Origin of the sequence: Catenuloplanes niger, assembly GCF_031458255.1 — a bacterium.
Classification (GTDB): domain Bacteria; phylum Actinomycetota; class Actinomycetes; order Mycobacteriales; family Micromonosporaceae; genus Catenuloplanes; species Catenuloplanes niger.
The window spans coordinates 2,910,767-2,932,908 of the sequence record NZ_JAVDYC010000001.1; the positions used below are offsets into that span (position 1 = coordinate 2,910,767).

Genomic DNA, 22,142 nt, shown 5'->3' on the forward strand with positions numbered 1-22,142 from the left:
CCCTTCAGTCAGGAGGCGACGTCCACCGTGACGGTGACGGTGGCCTGATCGATCTCGGTGGTGCGGAGGGTGAACTTGAACTCCCAGGTGCCGGCCGCCGGCAGCTGGAACTCGCTGATCGCGTGGTTGTCGGCGACGCGGAGCATGGGTACGTCGATCGGCTCGATCCCGGCGGCCGGGAGCGCCGCGGTGGTGGTCCACTCCTCCGCCTTGAGCAGGTTCGTGGTGCCGGGCTCGTACGCGTACAGGTGCATCGAGTTACTGCCGACCTTGGCCGGGTCCAGCTCGACCTGCAGCGTGTAGAGCGGGCTGTCGACCAGCACGGAGAAGTAGCCCTGGTCGGTCAGCGCCGCGTTCTCCGACTCGGTGCGCGCCGGCGTCTGCTGGACCAGCACGGACGTGAGGCCGAGCACGACCACGGTGATCGCCAGTTCGGCCCAGACCGCGGTCCGGATCCGCCCGGGGTTCTCCGTGGTGACCCGCTTGCGGACCAGCGACCGGGAGTACGCGGCGATGCCGACCACGGCCGCGAACAACGCGGTCTTGGCGAGGATGAACCGGCCGTAGGTGGTGCCGGTGAGCGCGGCCGGCGTGCCGATCTCGATGAGCGCGTTGACCACGCCGGCCAGCAGCAGCGCGCTGACCGCGAGCGCGGCCCACCGGGACCAGATCGGCAGGATCGCGCCGAGCTCGCGCTCGCTGGCCTGGCGCAGCAGGAAGCCGACCAGCATGACCAGGCCGCCGAGCCAGACCGCCATGCTGACCAGGTGCACCGCGTCGACCACCACGGAGACGGCTGCGACCGGTGAGGCGGACGGGTGGCCGGTGAGCGGCCAGGTGAAGACCGCGGCGGTGCCGAGCGCGGCGAGCACGATCAGGTCGACCATGTTCTCGCCGCTGCGGCCGCCGTCGCCGCGCTCCGCGAGGATCGGCCGGAGCATGATGGCGATCGCGGCGAGCAGGCCGAGCCGCACCAGCAGCGCGGTGCCGAACGCGCTGGCGACCACGTCGCCGAGACCGCCGGCGTCCAGGATGTTCCCGCCGCTGGTGTACGGCGCCTGTAGGTAGAGCGCGGCGAGCGTACTGAACGCGACCAGGCCGAGGCCGGCGCGCACCAGCCGGGCCGGTACGCGGCGGCTGAGCCGGGCCGGCCAGAGGAACAGCAGCACCAGGACCGGGCCGACGACCAGGACGAGTCCGGCGTACCCGAGGAACTTGACGACCGGGATGGTGTTCTTCACCACCGGGTCGGTCTCGTCGCCGTCGTCGGTGAGCGCGGGCACCGCGGACGTGGCGCCGACCGAGAACGTGAACGCGCCGCTCACCGGGTGACTGTCCGCCGAGATGACCCGATAGCTGACCAGGTACGTACCGCGCTGGTCCGCGGTGATCGGGATGATCAGCGTCGAGCCCTCCGCGCGCGGGTCACCGCCGACCCGGTCGCCGTTCGGCGCGATCACCTGGATCTTGCCGCTGACCGGGCTGACCCCCTCGCTGAAGGTGAGCTTCACGTCACCCGGTGCGGTCTGGACCACGGACTGGGTGGCGGGCGTGGTGCGCTGCAGGACGGCGTGCGCGCTGGCCGGGCTCGCCGGTCCGACGAACACCGCGAGCGCGCCCAGGACGAGCGCGGCGAGCACGGCCCAGCGACGTCTTCTCTCGGCAGTCATGCCGGACATGCTCTCCCACGGATGTGGCAGTGATCGCCGGTGGTCGGCGTGGCGTGTTTCGCACCTACCGTTCCGGCCCCAAATATAGGACCAAAACCGGCAAATCGCGGGGGGCGGAGGGGCATGCCGAGTTGGTCGGGCGACCGGCCCGGATAGTTCCCGGCGATCACGGGACCTTCGCCCGTACCCGTGCGGTCCCCGCCGCGTCACCGTGAGCACGGAACCGGGCGACGGCTCGGACCGACCAAGGGAGGTGGACTTCTCTGTGCAGGATCGAGCCGGACCCTGGGCCGGACTCGTCGCCCGGCTCGGGCTGGCGGCCGTCTGGCTCTACGCCGGCGGCGCCAAGGTCGGTGATCTGGCCGGGTCGGCGCGCGCCGTCAACGCGTACCAGCTGCTGCCCTTCGACGTCGCCCAGGTGATCGGTGCGATGCTGCCGTTCGTCGAGGTCGCGGTTGGGCTGCTGCTGCTGGCCGGGCTCGCGACCCGGGTCTCGGCCGTGGTGTCCGCGCTGCTGCTGATGGTCTTCGTCGCCGGCATCGCCAGCGCGTGGGCACGCGGCCTGCAGATCGACTGCGGATGCTTCGGCAGCGGCGGGCAGCTCGCCGCCGGGGAGAGCCCCACCTACGGCTGGGAGATCGCGCGGGACGTCGGGTTCGTGCTCCTGGCCGGCTACCTGATCGTCCGTCCCGACTCCAGATTCTCCGTCGACCGCTACCTGACGAGGTAAACGCGCATGAGCTCACGAAAAGACCAGAAGCAGGCGAACCGGATGGTACGCGAGCAGCTCGCCAAGGAGCAGCGCCGCCGGACCACGCTGTGGACCTCGGTGGCCGCCGCCGCGGTGCTGCTCGTCGCCGGCATCGCCGGGTACGGCATCTTCGCCGCCCAGCGCTCCGGCGAGGTGGTCACGCCGGCCGCCGCGACCGCGGACGGCACCGGCTTCGCCATCGGCAACGGGTCCGTCACCATCGACATCTACGAGGACTTCATGTGCCCGGCCTGCGGCCAGTTCGAGAGCGAGGCCGCCTCGACCGTCGACCGGCTGGTGGACGAGGGCAAGGTCACGGTGGTCTACCACCCGATCTCGATCCTGGACCGCTACTCCAACGGCACGAACTACTCCACCCGCGCGTCCGGCGCCGCGGCCTGCGCGGCCGACGGGGGCAAGTTCACCGAATACCACAAGACGCTCTTCGACAACCGGCCCGAGGAGGGCACCTCCGGCCTCGACGACGCGAAGCTGATCTCACTCGGCACCACGCTGGGTCTGGGGGACGACTTCACGCGGTGCGTCGAGGACGGAAGATACAAGACGTGGAGCGCACAGATCACGGACCGGGCGAGCGAGCGCGGGGTCACCGGCACGCCCACCGTCTACGTCGCCGGAACCGTGCTCAAGGACCGTTCCGCGGCCGGCCTGACCAGCGCGGTCGAGGCGGCCGTCAAGTAGGCCGGCCGGCGGCGGGCCGGCTGGCGGCCGCGGTCGTGGCCGGCGTGCTGCTCGCGCCGGTCCCGGCCGGACCCGCGCTCGCGCACGGGGCGGACGCGCCGGCCGGCACGAACTACCGCGCCCGGCTCACCGGCGTCTCACCGGCCGTGCCGGGCGTCCGGCTGCGCGTCATCGAGGCCGGCGCCCGGCTCGAGCTGACCAACACCGGCCGCCGCGAGATCGAGGTGCTCGGCTACCAGGGCGAGCCCTACCTGCGGATCGGGCCGGACGGGGTCTGGGAGAACGTCAACTCCGCGGCCACCTACCTCAACGCCAGCATCGCCACCTCCGCGACCGTGCCGGCCACCGCCGGGCCCACCGTGCCGCCGTCGTGGCGCCGCGTCTCCGACCGGCCGGCCGCCCGCTGGCACGACCACCGCACGTACTGGATGAGCGAGGAGCAACCGCCCGCGGTCGCCGCGGACCCCACCCGGACCCAGCGGGTACGGGACTGGACCGTCGACCTCCGCGACGGCGTCACACCGATCACCGCGACCGGCACGCTCGACTGGGTGCCGCCGCCCTACGCCGGCGGCTGGTGGGCCGCGGTGGTCCTGGTCGCGGCCGCGGTGGCCGCGCTCGGCCTGCTGCACGGCCGGGCGGCACGGTGGCCGATGGCCGCGGTGTCCGCGCTCGCCGGGGTGGCCGCGCTCGCCTACACCGTCGGGCGCGAGATCGACGCGGGCAACGACACGCTCGGCACCGCGCTCCCCGCGCTGCTGTCCACCCAGCTGTGGCCCGCGCTCACCGGCGCCGGCGCGCTGGCCGCCGCGGCCGTCGCCGTCGCCCGGCGACCGGCCGCGGACTTCGCGCTCGCGCTGGCCGGCGTCTGCACCGGCGTCTTCGTCGGCCTCGCGAACGCGGGCGCCCTGCTCAACTCCGTCGTGCCGGCCCCGTGGCCGCCGACCGTGGCCCGGGTGCTGGCCGTGGTCGCGCTCGCGGGCGGCTTCGGTCTCACCGCCGCCGCCGTGCTGCGCATGCGCGCCACCGCGCTCGCCGCCACCGCCGATCCCGCCGGCTCCGGCGACGCTCCCGACGGCTCCTCCCCCGCCGGCGGTTCCGCTCCCGACGGCGGCCGCTCCGCCGCCCAAAACCAGTCCGCCACCGGGGGCCGGGACGCCACCGGGGGCCGGGACGCGGCCCGCCCACGCCCGCGCCGCGCACCGCTGACCCTCAAGGCGGCGCTGGAAGAGCAGCCCGACGACGACCGACCATGACGTAGCCGGCGTGGGCCTCGGCCGCGAGGACGGATCTCCGGCACCCCGGCGACCGGCGCCGCCTCCGAGAGACCTCGGGCGCGAAGCCCGCGACCGGCGGTGTGCGGGACCGGAGGCGCGCGGCCGGCGTGCGGGACGCGGGACGCGCGGTTCGTGGTGACCGCCCACCCGACCGGAAGGGAGGCCGCCCGCGGCCGACCGGTGCCCGCGGGAGCATGCGGGCCGCACCACGCCGGAAGCGGGAAGATCCGCATCTGCTCTCAGGGTGCGGGCACCGAGAAGCCGTAGGGCAGTTCGAGGCGGTGGGCGGCCAGGAGCGCGGTGTCGGCGAGGAGCGTGCGGGTCGGCGCGTCCGCGGTGATGCGGCCGGCGTCGAGGATGACCGCGCGGTCGCAGAGTTCGAGCGCGTACGGCAGGTCGTGGGTGACCATCAGGACCGTGACCGGCAGGCTCCGCAGGATGTCCGCGAGTTCGCGGCGGGAGGCCGGGTCGAGGTTGGAGCTGGGCTCGTCGAGCACCAGGATCTCCGGGCGCATGGCGAGGACCGTGGCGACCGCGACCCGGCGGCGCTGGCCGAAGCTCAGGTGGTGCGGGATGCGGTCGCGGTGCTCACGCATGCCGACCGCGTCCAGCGCCTCGTCGACGCGCCGCTGGAGGTCGGCGCCGCGCAGGCCGAGGTTCGCCGGGCCGAACGCGACGTCCTCCGCGACCGTGGGCAGGAACAACTGGTCGTCCGGGTCCTGGAAGACCACGCCGACCCGGCGGCGGATCTCGGTGAGCGTGGTGCGGTCGCGGGTGACGGTCAGGCCGCCGACCGTGACCGTGCCGGTGCCACCGCCGAGGATGCCGTTGAGGTGCAGCACCAGCGTGGTCTTGCCGGCGCCGTTCGGGCCGAGCAGCGCGACCCGTTCACCGCGTGCGACGCGCAGCGTGACGCCGTCCAGCGCGCGGTGGCCGTCGGGGTAGGCGAACGTGACGTCGCGGACGTCCAGGCTCGGGGCTTCGGTCATAGGAGGATGGTCGCGCCGACCGCGATCCCGGCCGCCACCAGGGGTACGGTCGCGGCCGCCGCCCACTGCGCCACGCTCGCACCGCCGCCGTCGGCCTGCGGCAGGCTGCCGGTGTATCCGCGGGACAGCATCGCCAGGTAGACCCGCTCGCCGCGCTCGAACGCGCGCAGGAACAGCGCGCCCACGCCGGACGCGAAGCCGCGCAACTGCCACAGGAACCGGGGGTCGTCGCCGCGGGCCAGCCGGGCGGTGCGCATGCGCCGCGCCTCGTCCACGAGCACGTCCAGGTAGCGCAGCATGAACGTGGCGATCTGGGTGAGCACCGGCGGGCAGCGCAGCCGGTCCAGGCCGACGATGATGTCCCGGGTGCTGGTGGTCGCGGCCAGGATCAGCGCGACCAGCACGCCGAGCGTGCCCTTGACCAGCAGGTTGAAGCCGCCGTAGAGCCCTTCCACGGACAGCTGCAGGCCGTGCCACTCGATCCGGTCACCCGCGACCACGAACGGCATCAGCACGGCCAGCAGCACGAACGGTGCCTCCACCAGACTGCGCCGGGCCAGCCAGCCGGCCGGGACCCGCGCGGTCGCCGCGAGCGCGACCACGACCAGCGCGTGGACCGCGAACGCCCAGACCGCCTCGCGCGGCGTCGCCACCACCGCGACCGTGATCGCGACGGTCGCGGCGATCTTCACCTCGGGCGCGAGGCGGTGGATCGGGCTCACCGCCGGCTGCGCCTCAGCGCCCAGAAGATGCCGCCGGTGACGGCGAAGACCAGCAGCACGCCGACGACGCCGGACAGGCCGGTCGACAGGTACGCGTTGTCGATCCCCGCGACGCCGTAGTCGGCCAGCGGGCTGTCCGCCAGCTCGTGCTCCTTGGCGCCCTGGGCCATGCACGTACCGCCGGTGATCTCGCCGTCCGCGTTCGTCGTGCACCCGCGGGTCGAGGCGGAGTCCAGACCGTCCGGCGCGGACGACGCGAAACTGCTCACCACGCCGGCCAGCAACAGCGCGGTCAGCAGACCGGCCAGGACGAACTTCCTCATGCCACCGCTCCGATCCTCGGCTTGACCGAACGCAGCGCGTAGACCAGGTCGGGGCGGACCCGGGCGACCGTCGCGACCGTGGCCGCGCTGATCAGTCCCTCGCCGACGCCGATCAGCACGTGCGTGCCGGCCATCGCCGCGGCCACGCCGGTCAGCCCGACGCCGGACAGCTCGGTCGCGCCGCCCAGCGCGTACTGCAGCACGAAGCTCTGCGACGCCGCCACCACGCTCACCACGGACGCGACGAACACCGAGACCGACAACCCGGTGGGGGTACGCGGCAGCACGCGCAGCAGCAGCACGGTGACCCCGAACGCGACCGCGGTGGAGACCAGCCCCATGTTCGTGATGTTCGGTCCCAGCGCCGTGATGCCACCGTCCGCGAAGAACAGCGCCTGCGCCGTGATCACGATCGTCACGCACAGCGCACCCACCCACGGCCCGACCAGGATCGCCGCGAGCGCGCCGCCGAGCAGGTGCCCGCTCACGCCCGGCAGCACCGGGAAGTTGAGCATCTGCACCGCGAAGATGAACGCCGCGACCAGCCCGGCCATCGGCACCAGCCGGTCCTCGAGATCGCGCCGGCCGTTGGCCAGGCACACCGCGATCGCGACGGCGGCCAGCACGGCATAGGCGACGGAGACGGGCCCGTTGAGGACACCGTTCGATATGTGCAGGGCCTCAACGTCCATGAGTGCCGCTTCCCTCCTCGGGTCGCGCTCAGACTATTGGCCACCACCTCTAGTTGCCAAGAAGTTGCAACTGTCACGTTCGGCACCGCCGGTAGGGTTGACCCCATGACCGAAGCCATCCGCCTCACCGCCGGTGACCCCGCACCCACGTTCACCCTGCCGACCGACACCGGCGACCAGCTGTCCCTGGCGGACCTGCGCGGACGCAAGGTCATCCTGTACGTCTACCCCAGCGCCATGACCCCCGGCTGCACCAAGCAGGCCTGCGACTTCCGCGACTCGCTGGCCTCACTCACCGCCGCCGGATACGAGGTCGTCGGCATCTCCCCCGACACCCCCGCGAAGCTGGCGAAGTTCCGCGAGCACGACGCGCTGACCTTCCCGCTGGTCTCCGACCCGGACAAGCAGGTGCTGACCGCGTACGGCGCCTACGGCGAGAAGAAGCTCTACGGCAAGACCGTCGTCGGCGTCATCCGCTCCACCTTCGTCATCGACGAGGAGGGCCGCATCGACCGCGCCCTCTACAACGTCAAGGCCACCGGCCACGTCGCCAAGCTCCGCAAGGACCTGGGCCTGGACTGAGCCGGTGAAGTACACGGAGGACGTGCTGCGGGAGGCGGTGCGCGGCGCCCGCAGCATGGCCGACGTGCTCCGGCACCTCGGCCTCCCGCTCAACGGCGGCGCGCACGCCCATCTGCGCCGGCGCATCGACGCGATCGGCATCGACACGTCGCACTTCCTCGGGCGGGCGCACCAGCGGGGGCGGGTCTCCCGGCGCCGGCGCACGCCCGAGGAGATCCTGGTACGCCGGGCCGTGGGCGCTCGACGCGCGCACCCGGACATGTTGCGGCGCGCGCTCGTCGAGACCGGCGCGGCCTACCGGTGCGCGGCCTGCGGGACCGGCGGCGAATGGCAGGGCAACCCGCTCACGCTGCACGTCGACCACGTCAACGGCGACTCCGCCGACTGCCGGCGGGAGAATCTGCGCTTCCTCTGCCCGAACTGCCACAGCCAGACCGGTACCTACGCCGGCCGCAACCGCCGGATCTTCGCGCCGGCCGTACCCGTCCCGCCCGGCACCACGCGTTTCCGCCTCGCGGACACCGGTGCGGTCACGGACGTGCTGACCCGGGTGGACCGCGGCGAGCTGACCGTGACCGCGGCCGCGCGACTGATCGGATGCCACCGCAACCACGTCTACCGGCCGCGGCGCCGCCTGCGGGACGAGGGCACCATGGCACCCACGGCCCGCCGCCGCCCGCGTGCCGAGGAGCACGCCGACCGGGTGATCGCCCACGCGCTGGCCCATCCCGACCTCGGACCGAAGTCGATCGCCCGGGAGCTGCGGGATCAGGGCTGCCCGGTGGCTCACGGCACGATATCCACCATTCTGCGGCGCGCCGGTCTCGCCACGATCAGGGACCGCCGACGGGCCGCGGCGTCGGTCTCCGGTGGGACCGAGCACCCGTTTCCGCCGGGCAGCCCGTAGACTCGCACCAGCCAGCGGGAGTGGCGGAATAGGCAGACGCGCGGGATTTAGGTTCCCGTGCCTTCGGGCGTAGGGGTTCAAGTCCCCTCTTCCGCACCATGTCTTCCGGCGCCATGTCTTCCGGCGCGACCGCTCTGGGTGCGCCCCCATTTCTCCTCCCGGCGCAGCAGGCCGGCCTGCCACTTCGGAGCGTCGGGCGGTGCTGACGCGCCGCCGTCGGCAGCGGCCAGAATGTTGAGGTGCTCCGGGGCGGGTTGCCGGGCGCGCCTAGCGTGGCGGGGGTGGAGCGGGAGGGGCTGCGGGCTCGGTTGGCGGAGCGGCTGCGGGCGTGGCGTGAGGAGATCATGACGAAGCCGGACCGGGAGGCGGTCCGGGACTTCATGAGCGAGTTCGTCCACGACTGGGGTGGCGAGGACGAGTTCCGGGCCGAGCTGCGGCGGGCGATGCGGCCCGATCCGTGGCGGATGGGCTATGTGTTGCGGTCGTTCGAGGCGTTCATGGCGGACCCGCCGCGGGACGGCACGCTGGCGTGGCTGGTGGAGGGCTACGGCAACTGGGGTGTCGACCACGGCACGGACGAGAAGTATCTCGAGATCCTCGACCGCCTCCTACGGATCCTGCGCGAGGAGTACGCCGGGGTGGCCTCGCCGCCCGGACCCGCGGCGGCGGGCTAGCGCCTGCGAGACGGCGTGCGGCCGGTTCGGCACCGCCGGGGAGGCGGCACGGCGCCTTCGGCTCGTGGAGCGGGACTCCGGCGGCGCGTTCGGTCGCCGGAGCCCGGTCGGGTTCGCCTAGGCGAGGACGTGCTCGATCTCCGGGGCCAGGAGCTGGTGGTCCGGGCGGGGTGGGAGGACGAGCTTGTAGCCGACCTGGCGGACCGTGCCGATCATGGATTCGTATTCGGAGCCGAGTTTGGCGCGGAGGCGGCGGACGTGCACGTCGACGGTGCGGTGGCCGCCGAAGTAGTCGTAGCCCCAGACCTCGCGCAGCAGCTGGTCGCGGGTGAACACCCGGCCGGGGTGCTGGGCGAGGAACTTGAGCAGCTCGAACTCCTTGTACGTGAGGTCGAGCGGCGCGCCCTTGAGCTTGGCGGCGTAGGTGGCCGGGTCGATGAGCAGTTCGCCGGCGGTGACCATGCCGTTGGTGCCGGCGGCCTGGGCGGTGCGGCGGGCGGTGACCAGCCGGAGGCGCGCCTCGATCTCGGCGGGGCCGGCGGTGACGAGCACCACGTCGTCGACGGCCCATTCGGCGGAGACCGCGGCGAGGCCGGCTTCGTCGACGATCGCGACGAGCGGGCTGGAGAGGCCGGTGGCGCGCAGCAGGCGGCAGGTGTCGCGGGCCTCGGCGAGGCCGGATCGGGTGCCGAGCCCGTGTGCGCCGTCGACCAGCACGACGTCCGGGTTGGGGCCGGTGATCAGCGCGGACACGTCGCGGGGTGCGACCCGCAGCGTGTGCGGGAGCAGGTCGAGCCCGGGGAGGACGCGCCGGGCGCGCTCGCCGGCGATGGCGGTCATCAGAAGGATCTCCACGGTGCCCTACCCCCGATGTTGTGCGGTCGGAAAGGCCAGATTCCAGCAGATTTGTTTCCGGGTGGATTCCGGGTGGGGAACACCACGTTTACCAGCCGAGATCACATCTGACGTGCGGTTGAGTCGTAACCGAACCGATCAAGATCAAGATATTCGGTATCGCCGCGACCTGGGGTACGGTCCGGTAGTGAGAGTCGAATGCCACTGGTGGAACGGGAACCGCACCCCGAAGGGTCGTCGCGACGTCTACATCCGGACGGACGGTTCCCGCTGGGAGGTCGAGGCGCAGATCGGCGGCGCTTCCGGCAAATCCAAGGTCCAGGAGTGCCCCAGCCAGGCCTCGGCCGTGATCCTCGCCAACGCCTGGCGGGGCTCCAACCCGAGCTGGTTGGAGGTGCCTCAGCCGCGCACCCCCGCGCACAGCTGAGACACCGGCGCCGTGGCAGCGGCGCCCGGAAGATCCCACACAACCCTCAACCGGTACGGATGATGTCAGGGCGCCATCGACCGCGTCGCAGCGGCGCGGTCGATGGCTTCCGACACCCGGTCCGCGAGCAGTCCGACCGCACCGACCGCCCGGCCCAGCGGGTCGTCGCCGGCCCCGCCCAGCGCGGCTTGCCGGAGGAACGCGGCCTTCACCTCGTCCCACCGGGCGGCCTGCGCCGGCGTGAGCCGCCCGCGCAGTTCCGCGAGTTTCAGCAGGTTCGCCTCCGCGCCGCCGGTGAGCGTCTGGGCCTCGCCGAGGTAGTGGTCGTCGAGCACCAGGTCGAGTTCCGCGTCGTTCATCACCGGCACGATCCGTTCCGCGAGCTTGTTCATGTTGCGGTACGAGCCCTGCAGCTTGAACGGCGGCTCGGTGCGTGACTCCTCCGCCTGCGCCGCGGACGCGATGTAGGCGCGGTTGACGGTGAGCACGACCTCCTGGACCCGCAGCAGCTTGCGCAGCACCGCGAGGATGCCGTCCAGCTCGACCGCGGAGTACGGGTGGGCGAGCTTGTCCGCCTGCGCGGTCTCGTCGCCGCGGGCCAGCCGGACCAGCAGCTCAATGTCGCCGCGTTCGCGGGTGGACAGCGGTGCGAGCACCGCGTTCGAGGTGAGCGCGTTCTCGATGTAGGAGAGCGCGAACAGGTCGTCCCGCCCGGAGAGCACGTCGCCGAGGTTCCACACGTCCGCGCGGTTGGCCAGCATGTCCGGGATCCGGAAGCGCTGCCCGGTCTCGGTGTACGGGTTGCCGGCCATGCACACCGCGAACCGCTTGCCGCGCAGGTCGTAGGTGCGGGTCTGCCCGGCCCAGACGCCCTCCATCCGGCGCTGCGCGTCACAGAGCGAGATGAACTTCTGCAGCAGCTCCGGGTTGGTGTGCTGGATGTCGTCCAGGTAGAGCAGCACGTTGTTGCCCATCTCCAGCGCGAACGAGATCTTCTCCACCTCCTGCCGCGCGGTCGCGTTCGGTGCCTCGGCCGGGTCCAGCGAGGTCACGCCGTGCCCGAGGGCCGGGCCGTTGACCTTGACGAACACCAGGCCGAGCCGGCTGGCCACGTACTCCATCAGCGTGGTCTTGCCGTATCCGGGCGGCGAGATGAGCAGCAGCAGGCCCATCTGGTCGGTGCGTTTCGCGTCGCCGGCCGCGCCGAGCTGCCGGGCCAGGTTGTCACCGATCAGCGGCAGGTAGATCTCGTCGAGCAGCCGGTTGCGGACGAACGCGCTCATCACCCGCGGTGTGAACTCGTCCAGCCGCAGCCGGGCGCGTTCGGCCGCCGCGAGCGCGGTGCGCTGCCGCTGGTACTCGCGGTAGGCGGGCATGCGCTGTTCCCGGAACCGGCGGGTGCGCGGCAGGAACTCGTCGAGCCGCACGGTCAGCGACCGGTCCGAGATCCGCGGGTGCGCGCCGAGCAGGCCGGTCACGTCGAGCGACAGCGCGGCGGACGAGTCGTGCCGGGGCAGGTCCGCGGTCAGCAGCAGCGCGACCGCCTCCGGGAACTCCGGCGGGACCGGAGCGGAGGAGGCGGCCAGGTACGCGCCGAGCCACGCGGACGCGAGCTGGTGCCGGGCCGCGAGGTCGTCGAGCGCGCGCAGGTCCTCGTCGAAGTCGCGGCCGGAGGGCGCCGCGGCGCCGCCGAGCGCGCGGCGGAACCGGTCCAGCAGGGTACGGGCCTCCGCGCTGGTGACGAACCCGAACGGCTCGCCGCCCAGCTCCTCGACCAGGTACTCCCCGACCTGTTCCGGCTCGAGGACCGGCAGCCCGGCCTCGCCCAGGAAGACGGCGGCGTCGGCACCGAGCGACGACGCGAGTTCGCCGAGGGCCGGCCCGGCCGTGCCGAACACCGCACGCGCCCGGATCAGCGACGACGCCCGGCGGGCCCACACCACGCGGTCCGTCTCGGCGACGCCGTAGGCCCAGAACAGCTGCGCGGCCGACCGCACCGCCGCCGGGTAGCGCAGCAGCCCGGCGCCGGCGTGCAGGCGCAGCAGCGCGTCCAGGATCAGCGCCGCGTCGACGTCGTGGACGCCGCGTTCGTACCCCTCGTCGTACCGTGTCTCGGCCTCCCGGCGGGCGAGTTCCCGCAGGTCGGCGGCGTGAAGTTCGTCCGGGGAGCGGCCCGCCAGCAGCGTGGCCGCGAGATGCTCGGACCGGTAGACCTCCGGGGACTCGGAGACGAGCAGTTGCTCCCAGAACGGCTTGGTGGCCGCGAACGCGGGGTCGCGGACCGGCGAGCGGAAGTCGGTCGCGGTGACCGCGAACGTCATCTCGCCGTCGTGCGGGACCATGGTCAGGTCCACGGTCTGCGTGTTGACGGCGAACCGGTGCTTGCCGAGCCGGATCGTGTCGCCGCCGTCGGCGAACAGGTCGAGGCGGTCGCGCAGGGACCGGCCGGCCTCCTGGCGGGCGGCCTTGACCCGGCCGGTCAGCTCCTCCGCGCGCACGCTGTCGCCGAGTGCGCGCAGCTCGTCCGCGACGGAGTGGAGCTTCGCGACCATCGGGTCGGTGGCGAAGTACGTGTTGACGTCGTCGAGCGTGTCGAGCGTGGCGACCCGGCGGCCGACGCTGCCGAGGATCCGCTCGGCGGAGTCGACGAGCCGGTCCGCGCGCCGGGACCGGTCGTCCAGCAGCGCCTGCTTGCGCGACGAGAACGCCTCGTAGACGTCGGTGCGCTTGGTGGACAGCTGGGCCAGGAAGTCGTCGAACTCGGCGAACCGGGACTCCAGGTTCTCCAGTTGCAGCATCAGCCGGCCGAGTTGCTCGTCGCAGCGCGCGGGCGTGTCCGCGGCCGCGAGCGCGCCGGTGATCGCCTGCCCGAGCAGCGCGAACTCGGCGGAGAACTCGGCCCGGCCCTCGCGGTCGAGCAGCTGCCGACGGCGGCCGTCGAGCACGGCACGGGCCCGGTTGAGCCCGCCGAGCACCTCGCCGACCCGTTCCAGGATGCCGACCCGGACCGTGGCGTCCGCGATGTCCAGCGAACCGATCACCTCGGTGACCGTCTGCAGCCCGGTGGCCTGCTCGTCGATCTTCTGCTGCACGCCGGCCGCGGACGCCACCGTCTCGATCTTGCCGGCGTCGACCTCGAGGTCCGCGACGACCGCATGGTACGAGGAGAAGGCGTCCGCGTCGCTGAGGAACGTGACCGCGCGCTGCGCGAAGGCGGACGTCTCCGCGGCCAGCTCGGTCAGCAGCGCCTCGAGGGCGTCGAGGTCGACGTAGCGCAGTTCACGCAGCGAGACGAGCCGGCCCTGTGCCGCGCGCAGGGCGGCCAGGCGCGTGATCCACTCCGGGGTGGAGGTCGGCGTCTCGCCGCGGGACCGCCGGATCATGGCGGTGATCTCGGTGGACGCGGTGCCGAGCGCGGTCGCGGCCTGCGCCGTGAGCGCCTGCACCTTCTCGAACTCGTCGAGCACCTGCGACGCGGTCGCGCGCACCTCGGCCAGCGGCGTGGCCAGGTCGCCCAGTTCCTGCTCGCCGAGCCAGTGGTAGTGGTCGAACGCGCGCGTGCAGGCCGAGATCAGCCCCTCGTAGACGGCCTGCGACGGGGACATCTCGCCGACCATCCGGGCCACCGAGACCGCCTCGGAGATGCCGCGGACCAGCTCCGCGTTGCCGATCCGGGCCAGCGTGCCCTCGCCGACCGGCTGCGCGGCCGCGTACGTGTCGGACAGGAACGGCGTCTGCCACACCTGCACCGGGTGGACCCGGGTCGGTTCGTCGGTCGCGGACCGGAACACCACCAGCGTGCCGTCGTCGAACAGCGAGTACCCGTGGCAGGTGAACGGGTTCGCCACCTCCTTGCGGATCAGGTTGTACGGCAGCAGCAGGTAGCGTCCGTCGGCGCGGGCGTGGAAGACGTAGAGCACGTCCTCGCCGTTCGGTGACCGGATGACCTTCTCGAACTCGAGGTCGGTCGCGTCCGTGTCGAACGTCTTCGTGACGCCGGTGTCCAGGTAGTAGCCGCCCGGGAAGATGATCCCCTGGTCCTCGGGCAGTCGCTGGCAGGCCTGCCCGATGCCGTCCAGCCGGACCACGGTCCGGGTCCGGGTGTTGAACACCAGGTACCGGTGGACGGTCTCCTTGTACGGGAGGATCTTCAGCAGGATCAGCGTGCCGACCCGGGCGTAGGAGATCTCCGCGTCCGCGAGGCTCTGCAGCGGCTCGTCGACCGGCTCGCCGTAGATGCCCTCGCCGTCCTCGGTGTTGTTCTCCACCTTGATGGTGAGCGTGCCGCCGACCGTCTCGACGAAGACCTCGTCCTCGATCGAGACGTGCGGGTGCCGGCCGAGGACGTGCTGGTCGCGGGTGGTCTCGGACCACTCGAAGTCGTGCGCGGCCGGGAAGACGTGCTCCCGGTCGCCGCGGCTGTCCAGATAGGAGACGGTGCCGTCCGGCGCGATCTGCCAGCGGAGCACGCGCAGGTCGTCGGCGCGCGCACCGGTCTGGAAGACGGCCAGCAGCCGGCCCTCCAGCCGGCGCAGCTGCAGCAGCCGCGCCTGCCGGTAGTACTTGTACAGCTCCGCGAACTCACGCTGGAAGCGCTCGTCGTCGAGCAGTCCCGGCACCGGTTCCGGGTCGCTGAAGGCGAAGGCGTCCCCACCGGTACGGGTGAAGCCGTGCAGCGCGAACACGTCCCCGACCGTCGTCTCCGACTTCAGGCCGATGAAGACGTTGTAGCCGAACAGCATCCGCCCGCCCACGGACACGATGTCCCGCGGCACGCAGTTGTTCTCGGTCCGGATCCGCTCGGTGCCGAGCAGCCGCAGCTCGGCGCCGCCGAACGTCTCCGCGCGCTGGGCGTTGAGACGTTCGGCGCGGCGGGCGAGCTCCGCGGCCTGCTCGGCGAGCCGGCCGCGGAGCACCTCGTAGGTGCCGGCGTCCATTCCGGTCACTTGTTCGCCGGGGTCAGGTCCGCCACGGACTTGTCGGCGATGCCGAGCCGGCGCGCGCTCTCCAGCAGCTCACGCAGCTTGGCCTCGTCCTTGTCCGACGACGACTTCATCTGCTGGAGCAGGAACGCGGACAGCGTCAGGTTGCTCACGTCGGACGTGGTGATCGAGCCGAGCAGTGCGCCCAGGTCCGCGGGGAGGTTGCCGTTGCCGTTCACGTACGGGGCAACGAGCGACCGGGCCACGTCGGAGTTGGCCAGGAACCCGTCCACGCTCTTGCCGAGCGTGATCGAGCCGAGCAGCTTGTCGAAGAAGACGCTGTCGCCGCCGACGATGTCGATGTTGGCCTTCTCCAGGCCGGCCGCGACCACCATCGCCTGCGACTCGGCGACCTGCCGGTGCACGTCGATGCCGGCCAGCCGGATCTCCTTCTCCGCCTCCAGGCGCAGCCGGTACTCCTCGTGCTCGCGGGACGCGTCGGAGAGCGCGGCCATCGCGGCCGCCTTCTCGGTGAGACCCTCGGCCTCGCCCTTCAGCTTCTCGCGCAGCGCGTCCGCGCCGGCGAGGGCCTTCTCCCGCTCGACGATCGCCTCGGCGCGGCCGACCTTCTCGATCGCCTCCGCGTTGCGCTCCTGCACCTGGACCTCGGCGAGGCCCTCGGCGGCCGCGGTGGCCTGCCGGGCCTCGGCCAGCCGGATCTGCGCCCGGGTGTCCAGCTCGGCGGCCTGCTGGCGCGCCTCGGCCAGGGTCAGCTGCTCGCGGGCCTTGAACTTCGCGGCCTGCTCCGCGGCCTCGGCGGCCTTGATGTTCTTGACCAGCGTCTCCTGCGCCTCGGCCTCGGCGTTGATGATCACGGCCTGGCGGGTGCGCTCGGCCTCCTCGACCACGCGCAGCCGCTTGATGTTCTCCTCCTGCTCGGCCACGGTCTTCTCGACCGCGATCCGCTCCCGGACGACCTCGGCGATGGCCCGCTTCTCGGCCTCCACCTCCTTGTCCTTGGAGATGGTGGAGAGCTCGGTCTCACGCTGGCGGCCGATGACCTCCAGCATGCGGTCCTTCTCGATCCGCTCGGTCTCGATCGCGATGACCCGCTCGCGGTTCTTCGCCGCGACCGCGATCTCCCGGGCCTGGTTCTCGGCCTGGATGCCCAGCTGCTCCTCGGTACGCAGATCCGCGGTGCGCGACCGCAGGCGCTCCTCCGCGTACACCTTGGCGGTCTCGGCCTCCTCGCGGGCGCGCATGGTCTCGATCTCGCGCTTCTGCCGGATCTCCGCCTCGGCCTGGCGGCGCTGCAGCTCGAGGATCGCCTCCCGGGCGTCCACGTTCTGCCGGGTGATCTCCTTCTCCTCGGAGCGCTGGAACTCGTTGGTCCGCACGTTCTCGGCCGCGGTCAGCTCGGTGATCTTCCGGATGCCCTGCGCGTCCAGGATGTTCTTCGGGTCCAGCCGGCCGATCGGCGTCTGCTCCAGGAAGTCGATCGCCGCGTCCTCCAGGCTGTAGCCGTTGAGGTCGGTGCCGATCACCGCGATGATCTGGTCGCGGAACTCGTCGCGCTTCGTGTAGAGGTCGACGAAGTCGAGCTGCTTGCCGACCGTCTTCAGCGCCTCGGAGAACTTCGCGTTGAACAGCTCCTGCAGCGTGTCCTGGTCGCTGGCGCGCGCGGTGCCGATCGCCTGCGCCACCTTGATGACGTCCTCGATGGTCTTGTTCACCCGCACGAAGAACGTGATCCGGATGTCCGCCCGGATGTTGTCCCGGCAGATCAAACCCTCGTTGCCGGTACGTTCGATCTCGATCGTCTTCACCGAGATGTCCATGATCTCGGCCTTGTGCAGCACCGGCATCACGACCGCACCGGTGAACGTCACGTCCACCTTCTTGACCTTCGAGATGATCAGCGCCTTGCCCTGCTCGACCTTCCGGAAGAGCCGGCTGACCAGGAACGCCAGGCCGAGGAGAACGAGCAGGACCACGGCGAGCAGCACGCCGAGACCCGTGGTGAGCACATCCATTCGAGCATCCCTTTTTCGTGGGGGTTTGGGATATGAGAAACGCGCGTCTGTTACGCGGAATGGTCGGACAGGCCGGGGACCGCGTCCGCCGGCATGATCCAGAAGAACTCGCCCTGGGCGTCGAAGTCGTAGATGACGGCCTTGGATCCGGCTCGGAACGGTTCGGCACCCGGCTGGCGAACCTGAACGATCGCGGAGGACCCGTCCTTCGCGTGCACCTCGGCCTGGCCGAAGGTCGCGGTCACCGAACCGGTGCGAACCACGCACGTGGCGCCCATGAAGTCGCCGCGGGACGGCTGCGGGCCGACCGGCATCAGGCGGGACAGCAGCCCGGCCAGCACCCGGGTGATGCCGAACGCGAGAACCAGCGCCACCACGATCACCAGCAGCGACAGCACGATCATGACGCCACCGTTCAGATCGGTGGTGCCGAGCACCACGGTCCCGGCCAGGCTCGCGAACCAGGCGAACGCCACCATCAGCGAGACGATCACCGTGACGGGCACGCCGCCGAGCCCCAGCCAGGCGAAGAACCCGGTGAGCCCGCCGGCCTCACCCGCGTCCCCGTCCAGGCCGTCCACGTCGGCACCGCCGATCAGGACCACGACCCAGTAGCCGACCACGACGACGAGCAGGAAACTGAACAACACCGCCGGAAACCCCAGCGCGGCATCGATGAATCCGCCCATCCTGGCAGCAGCCTCCCCGTGGCCCGTCAGCACGCAGGGTCACCGCTACCCGGTCACGACCTGCGCTTTCTCGTCTTCGACGATCATGGCACAGCGGGTCAAGGCCACCGATGGCCCGTTCAGGCGAGATGCTCCCGGCACGGATGCACCCGCCCGAACTCCCTCTCCCACGCCTCGATCTGCTGCTCCCGCTTCGCCTCGTCCGGCACCAGCCACTTCCAGTACCGGATCAGCACCGCATGCACCTCGTCATGCGTGTAGTCGCCACCCGAGTCGATGTACATGTTCTGCACCCGCACCCCGGCGCGAGTGACAACCAGTTGATACGCGTTGCCCTCGATCTCCTCGGGCTCGAGCCGCCCGGCCCTGACATCCTCGAGAGTCCCGAGATATTCGAGACAACCAGGACCGAAATTCTGGATATCGCTCATCAACATCGAGCCGAGATCCTTGAACACTTCCCCGTCGAGCCGATATCTGAGAGCGCCGGTCTCACTACGGTAGAAAGAAACAGAATCGCGCACTGCCGCTACTCGCTCTCCATGATCGGAAAGACCGTTTTCCATCGGTTCCCGCCGGGCTCATCGGTGAAGCCGCCGATGAGCATGCCGTTACCCGCGCGGCCGTCCCAGGCCGTGCTGTCGTTCGGCTGCAACTCACGACCACGGAACGCCTGTGAGATTGCCTCGTCCACCTCTTGCGGCGTCATGTCATCCGGAAAGAACGTCGCCTGCTTCGACTTCGGAATCCATTGCCCGTCAGGCGCCTGCACATCGACCCTGGCACGGTAGACACCGTGCTTTCCACGCCCGGTGATCATCTCGGTGCCGTCCGGGTTGAGGCGGACGCGCGCACCCTGCGGATTCTGGCCGCGATACCGGTGATGGAACCCGAAGGCTCCGGGGCGGTTGTCGGGCGGGCGGGTAATAATTGTCGTCGCCCTTGAAGAGGTGTTTGCAGCGATGCTGCCGGGTCCTCACCCGGAGCCATTCCTCGATCTGCTTGAAGAGGCCGGCGTCGCGTCGGGCCGCGCTCCGGCTCTGGCCGGGACGCCTCCTAACCATTCAGGACCGCGTCCATGGCGAGACCGAGCAGCTGGTCCAGGACCAGGTCGGTCAGCATCCGGAAGATCGGGATCTCCAGCAGCGAGGCGCCGAACGTCGCGACCGCCGTGGTGACGGCCTGGGCGACCTGGATCGCGAACAGCGTCAGCTGGGTCCGGCGCGGCCGGCCCGGACGTCCTCCGCGAGCGCGCGCAGGCGGCGGATCGCCACCTCCGGACCGCCGTCCTCATGATCGTTCATGGCGTCAGTCACCGGCTCACCCCAGAACTCTCCGGCCGGCTGAGACGCCGATCGCATTTCGTCGTGGCATGGCCACTCTGTGGCGTTCCGTTATGAGAATGAATCCATGAGTGTTGCCTGGACCGTCGATCCGAAGCTGACCGACGCGCTGCGCGAGGAGATCGTGAGTCTGTGGCACGCGGCGTCCGAGGCCGGGGGTGCGGTGGGGTTCGTGCCGCCGGTCGAGCGGGACGCGGTCGCGGCGGTGGCGCGGGCGACGTTCGCGAGCCTGGCCGACGGTGAGGACCGGTTGCTGGTCGGGCATGCCGAGGGCCGGCTGGTCGGGCTGCTGTTCTTCACCGGGAACCGGTCCGGCCTGCGGATGCACTGGCGCACGCTCAAGCGCGTGATGATCCACCCCGAGATGCAGGGCCGGGGGTACGGGCGGGCGCTGCTGGCCGAGGCCGAGCGGGTGGCGCGCGCGTCGGGGCTGGAGGCGCTGCACCTGACGGTCCGGGCCGGCAACGACACCGAGCGCTTCTACCAGCGTGCCGGCTACAAGGAGGTCGGCCGGATGCCGGGCGCGATCCGGGTCGGGCCGGGCGACGACCGGGACGAGATCCACATGTGGCTCCCGCTGCGCTGACCCCACCCCTCGACCGCGGGGGCGGGGCCGGCGGCGCGGCGGTCAGCCGCAGGAGGTCTTCTCGACGTCCAGCGTGGCGGCGGCCAGTGGCTGCACGTCGGCCTCGTCGTCGGCCGGGGCGGACGGGGACGCGACGGCCGACGGGGACGCCGAGGCCGAGGCCGACGGCGTGGGGGACGCGGACTTCGACGCGGCCGGCGTCGCCCTGGCCGGGACCGGGGCGGCCGGTGCGGCGGCCGCGGCGGAGTCGCCGCCGGAGGCCGAGCCGGTGTTCGCGCCGGCACCGTACATCTTCACGCCGCTGGACTGGGTGCTGCCCGGTGCGAGCTTGACCCCGTCCACGGTCGCGGTGTTGCCCTGCGTGTCCGTCGCCTTGATCGTGAACGGGCCGGGGCCGAGGCCGCTGTCCGCCTGCCAGTAGTTGTAGTCGTACTTCTTCAGCGTCACGAAGCCGCCGCCCGCGCTCTTCGCCTGCACGGAGCGCAGCGCGTTGCCGGTGTTGTCGATGCGGACCGAGAACCAGTACTGCGACGCGCCCTCCTTGACCCGGAACGTGAGCGGGCCGGGCAGCGGCGGGTTCGCGACCGTGCTGTAGGTGACCGGGATGATGCCGTCGACCGGGTTGCCGATCTTGGCGAACGCCTCCTTGCTGAGGTCGATGTGGCCCTGCGCGCACTCCGGGCACTGGTCCACGATCTTGACCCGGACCGACCCCTTCGGACCGGTCACGTTCAGGTATCCGCCGCAGGCGGCCGCGTCCGCGTACTCCCCCGGGCCCATCGCCACGTGCATCATGTCGGCCGGCGGGCCGTCGTAGGAACAGTTGCCGCCGCCACCGGCGATGTCGTAGAACGTGGCCTTGCCGCTCAGCGCGGCCGCGCACGCGGCGGACGAGCCGGTCTGCAGCATCAGCGCCAGCCCGATCACCCCGGCGAGCGCGGCGACACCGGCAGCGGCCAGCCAGGTGACCATGGATCTCGGTCGGCGGCGCTTGCCGGGGAGCGTGGACAGCAGAGTCGTCTCGTCATGCACGTCCTGGGATGCTTCCGCACGGTGCGTAGCGGAGGCCAGGTTTCTAATCAGAACCTAAGAGAACGTCACCCGGTCGTTGCCCGATGAATAACTTCATGCATACGATCCGTACATGAATGAAAAGGGCGCAGACCGGCTGCTCGCCCTGTTCGCCGACGCCCGGCTGACGCCCACCCAGCGGCGGATCGCGCACGCGCTGATCCAGCACGCCGGCGCGGCCGCGTGGCTGTCCGCGGCCGAGGTGGCGGACCTGGCCGGCGTGAGCCAGCCGTCCGTGACCCGGTTCGCGACCGCGCTCGGCCTCGACGGCTACCCGGCGCTGCGGCAGCTCCTGCGCGAGGCCGCCGGCCCGGGCGTGACCGAGACCCCGGGCGGGAAGCCCAACGACGTGCAGCACGCGGTACGGCACGAGGCCGCGAACCTGGAACGGCTCGCCGGTGATCTCGCCGACGCCGGCCGGCTCGCCGCCGCGGCCGCGCCGCTGGCCGGGTCGCGCCCGCTGCCGGTGCTCGGGCTGCGGGCCGCCGCGCCGCTCGCCGCGTACTTCGGGTTCTTCGCCGCGAAGGTGCTGCCGGACGTGCGGGTGCTCGACACCGGCGGCACGCTGCTGACCGATCGGCTGGAACAGGCCCGCGCGGCCGGTGCGACCGCCATGCTGGCGATCGTGCTGCCCCGGTATCCGCGCGAGGCGCTGGACGCGCTGGCCGAGGCGCGCGCGCTCGGCCTGCACACCGTGGTGATCACCGACTCGCCGGTCAGTCCCGCGGCGGAGCCGGCCGCGCACGTGCTGACCGCGCGGGTCGGTGCCGGCCTGGTCTTCGACCTGCACACCGCGCCGATGACGCTGGCCATGGTGCTGTTGCAGGCGATCTGCGACGCGGTGCCGGAGGAGACGCAGCGGCGCCTGGAGGAGTTCGAGTCGTCCGCCGCACGCCGGCAGGTTTTCGTTCCCTAGCGCTGGAGGTT

At 71.7% G+C, this 22,142-nt stretch carries 21 protein-coding genes and 1 tRNA gene; 10 read left to right on the top strand and 12 right to left on the bottom strand.

From position 1 onward, the window contains the following. Positions 1-8: 8 nt before the first annotated feature. Positions 9-1,679 carry a copper resistance CopC/CopD family protein gene (locus J2S44_RS12530; protein ID WP_310412375.1) on the bottom strand — a complete coding sequence of 557 codons (1,671 nt, stop codon included), beginning with the start codon at positions 1,677-1,679 and terminating at the stop codon, positions 9-11. A 256-nt stretch (positions 1,680-1,935) separates the two neighbouring features. Between J2S44_RS12530 and J2S44_RS12535 the strand changes: the two genes are divergently transcribed. From J2S44_RS12535 to J2S44_RS12545, 3 genes are read left to right on the top strand one after another with little or no spacing between them, the layout of a single operon-like run. Beyond that, positions 1,936-2,400 (top strand): MauE/DoxX family redox-associated membrane protein, encoded by a 465-nt coding sequence (locus J2S44_RS12535; protein WP_310412377.1) that lies wholly within the window; start codon positions 1,936-1,938, stop codon positions 2,398-2,400. Between the two features lie 6 nt (positions 2,401-2,406). After that, entirely contained in the window at positions 2,407-3,123 is a 717-nt protein-coding gene (locus J2S44_RS12540; RefSeq protein WP_310412380.1) for a DsbA family protein, read from the top strand. A gap of 35 nt (positions 3,124-3,158) precedes the next feature. Further along, positions 3,159-4,379: a hypothetical protein gene (locus J2S44_RS12545; RefSeq protein WP_310412383.1), complete on the top strand. Its 1,221-nt coding sequence runs from the start codon at positions 3,159-3,161 to the stop codon at positions 4,377-4,379. A gap of 260 nt (positions 4,380-4,639) precedes the next feature. Here the strand turns inward: J2S44_RS12545 and J2S44_RS12550 are convergent, their stop codons facing one another. From J2S44_RS12550 to J2S44_RS12565, 4 genes are read right to left on the bottom strand one after another with little or no spacing between them, the layout of a single operon-like run. Further along, complete coding sequence (locus J2S44_RS12550; protein ID WP_310412385.1) at positions 4,640-5,389, bottom strand: energy-coupling factor ABC transporter ATP-binding protein; 750 nt, start codon at positions 5,387-5,389, stop codon at positions 4,640-4,642. Further along, positions 5,386-6,111, bottom strand: coding sequence for a cobalt ECF transporter T component CbiQ (gene cbiQ, locus J2S44_RS12555; protein ID WP_310412388.1), 726 nt, complete (start codon positions 6,109-6,111; stop codon positions 5,386-5,388). Before cbiQ ends, J2S44_RS12550 begins: the two co-directional genes overlap by 4 nt. Further along, positions 6,108-6,434, bottom strand: a complete 327-nt coding sequence (locus J2S44_RS12560; RefSeq protein ID WP_310412391.1) for a PDGLE domain-containing protein — start codon at positions 6,432-6,434, stop codon at positions 6,108-6,110. The genes cbiQ and J2S44_RS12560 overlap by 4 nt, the downstream gene beginning before the upstream one ends. Beyond that, positions 6,431-7,126 (bottom strand): energy-coupling factor ABC transporter permease, encoded by a 696-nt coding sequence (locus J2S44_RS12565; RefSeq protein WP_310412394.1) that lies wholly within the window; start codon positions 7,124-7,126, stop codon positions 6,431-6,433. The genes J2S44_RS12560 and J2S44_RS12565 overlap by 4 nt, the downstream gene beginning before the upstream one ends. A 105-nt stretch (positions 7,127-7,231) precedes the next feature. Here J2S44_RS12565 and bcp point away from each other — a divergent pair, with 105 nt between their 5' ends. From bcp to J2S44_RS12585, 4 genes are all read left to right on the top strand, one after another. Next, complete coding sequence (gene bcp / locus J2S44_RS12570; protein ID WP_310412397.1) at positions 7,232-7,708, top strand: thioredoxin-dependent thiol peroxidase; 477 nt, start codon at positions 7,232-7,234, stop codon at positions 7,706-7,708. Positions 7,709-7,712: 4 nt separating this feature from the next. Then, on the top strand, positions 7,713-8,615 hold the full coding sequence (locus J2S44_RS12575; RefSeq protein ID WP_310412400.1) for an HNH endonuclease: 903 nt from the start codon (positions 7,713-7,715) through the stop codon (positions 8,613-8,615). 14 nt (positions 8,616-8,629) lie between these two features. Beyond that, a tRNA-Leu gene (locus J2S44_RS12580) sits at positions 8,630-8,714 on the top strand. 182 nt (positions 8,715-8,896) lie between these two features. After that, positions 8,897-9,289 (top strand): hypothetical protein, encoded by a 393-nt coding sequence (locus tag J2S44_RS12585; protein WP_310412403.1) that lies wholly within the window; start codon positions 8,897-8,899, stop codon positions 9,287-9,289. Positions 9,290-9,406: 117 nt separating this feature from the next. Here the strand turns inward: J2S44_RS12585 and J2S44_RS12590 are convergent, their stop codons facing one another. After that, on the bottom strand, positions 9,407-10,129 hold the full coding sequence (locus J2S44_RS12590) for a response regulator transcription factor (protein ID WP_310429628.1): 723 nt from the start codon (positions 10,127-10,129) through the stop codon (positions 9,407-9,409). A gap of 202 nt (positions 10,130-10,331) precedes the next feature. Between J2S44_RS12590 and J2S44_RS12595 the strand changes: the two genes are divergently transcribed. Beyond that, on the top strand, positions 10,332-10,571 hold the full coding sequence (locus J2S44_RS12595; protein WP_085067341.1) for a hypothetical protein: 240 nt from the start codon (positions 10,332-10,334) through the stop codon (positions 10,569-10,571). Positions 10,572-10,636: 65 nt separating this feature from the next. Here the strand turns inward: J2S44_RS12595 and J2S44_RS12600 are convergent, their stop codons facing one another. The 5 genes from J2S44_RS12600 to J2S44_RS12620 form a co-directional block, all read right to left on the bottom strand. After that, positions 10,637-15,508, bottom strand: coding sequence for a DNA repair ATPase (locus J2S44_RS12600; protein ID WP_310412406.1), 4,872 nt, complete (start codon positions 15,506-15,508; stop codon positions 10,637-10,639). A 5-nt stretch (positions 15,509-15,513) separates the two neighbouring features. Further along, complete coding sequence (locus J2S44_RS12605; protein WP_310412409.1) at positions 15,514-17,526, bottom strand: SPFH domain-containing protein; 2,013 nt, start codon at positions 17,524-17,526, stop codon at positions 15,514-15,516. 50 nt (positions 17,527-17,576) lie between these two features. Next, positions 17,577-18,176, bottom strand: a complete 600-nt coding sequence (locus J2S44_RS12610) for an OB-fold-containig protein (protein ID WP_310412412.1) — start codon at positions 18,174-18,176, stop codon at positions 17,577-17,579. Positions 18,177-18,334: 158 nt separating this feature from the next. After that, positions 18,335-18,739, bottom strand: a complete 405-nt coding sequence (locus J2S44_RS12615) for a hypothetical protein (protein ID WP_310412415.1) — start codon at positions 18,737-18,739, stop codon at positions 18,335-18,337. Positions 18,740-18,744: 5 nt separating this feature from the next. Continuing rightward, entirely contained in the window at positions 18,745-19,179 is a 435-nt protein-coding gene (locus J2S44_RS12620; protein WP_310429630.1) for an EndoU domain-containing protein, read from the bottom strand. Positions 19,180-19,625: 446 nt separating this feature from the next. Here J2S44_RS12620 and J2S44_RS12625 point away from each other — a divergent pair, with 446 nt between their 5' ends. Continuing rightward, a complete protein-coding gene (locus J2S44_RS12625; RefSeq protein ID WP_310412418.1) occupies positions 19,626-20,144 on the top strand; it encodes a GNAT family N-acetyltransferase in 519 nt (172 codons plus the stop codon). 42 nt (positions 20,145-20,186) lie between these two features. On the opposite strand, the gene J2S44_RS12630 is transcribed toward J2S44_RS12625, so the two are convergent. Then, positions 20,187-21,176 (bottom strand): expansin EXLX1 family cellulose-binding protein, encoded by a 990-nt coding sequence (locus tag J2S44_RS12630; RefSeq protein WP_310412421.1) that lies wholly within the window; start codon positions 21,174-21,176, stop codon positions 20,187-20,189. A 112-nt stretch (positions 21,177-21,288) separates the two neighbouring features. On the opposite strand from J2S44_RS12630, the gene J2S44_RS12635 reads away from it, so the two are divergent. Then, on the top strand, positions 21,289-22,131 hold the full coding sequence (locus tag J2S44_RS12635) for a MurR/RpiR family transcriptional regulator (protein WP_310412424.1): 843 nt from the start codon (positions 21,289-21,291) through the stop codon (positions 22,129-22,131). Positions 22,132-22,142: the final 11 nt, after the last annotated feature.

Excerpts from the sequence above, each read along its gene's own strand:
- J2S44_RS12530 (WP_310412375.1), bottom strand. The coding sequence starts at position 1,679 with ATGTCCGGCATGACTGCCGAGAGAAGACGTCGCTGGGCCGTGCTCGCC.
- J2S44_RS12540 (WP_310412380.1), top strand. The coding sequence starts at position 2,407 with ATGAGCTCACGAAAAGACCAGAAGCAGGCGAACCGGATGGTACGCGAG.
- J2S44_RS12550 (WP_310412385.1), bottom strand. The coding sequence starts at position 5,389 with ATGACCGAAGCCCCGAGCCTGGACGTCCGCGACGTCACGTTCGCCTAC.
- J2S44_RS12560 (WP_310412391.1), bottom strand. The coding sequence starts at position 6,434 with ATGAGGAAGTTCGTCCTGGCCGGTCTGCTGACCGCGCTGTTGCTGGCC.
- J2S44_RS12565 (WP_310412394.1), bottom strand. The coding sequence starts at position 7,126 with ATGGACGTTGAGGCCCTGCACATATCGAACGGTGTCCTCAACGGGCCC.
- bcp (WP_310412397.1), top strand. The coding sequence starts at position 7,232 with ATGACCGAAGCCATCCGCCTCACCGCCGGTGACCCCGCACCCACGTTC.
- J2S44_RS12590 (WP_310429628.1), bottom strand. The coding sequence starts at position 10,129 with ATGACCGCCATCGCCGGCGAGCGCGCCCGGCGCGTCCTCCCCGGGCTC.
- J2S44_RS12600 (WP_310412406.1), bottom strand. The coding sequence starts at position 15,508 with ATGGACGCCGGCACCTACGAGGTGCTCCGCGGCCGGCTCGCCGAGCAG.
- J2S44_RS12605 (WP_310412409.1), bottom strand. The coding sequence starts at position 17,526 with ATGGATGTGCTCACCACGGGTCTCGGCGTGCTGCTCGCCGTGGTCCTG.
- J2S44_RS12625 (WP_310412418.1), top strand. The coding sequence starts at position 19,626 with ATGAGTGTTGCCTGGACCGTCGATCCGAAGCTGACCGACGCGCTGCGC.
- J2S44_RS12635 (WP_310412424.1), top strand. The coding sequence starts at position 21,289 with ATGAATGAAAAGGGCGCAGACCGGCTGCTCGCCCTGTTCGCCGACGCC.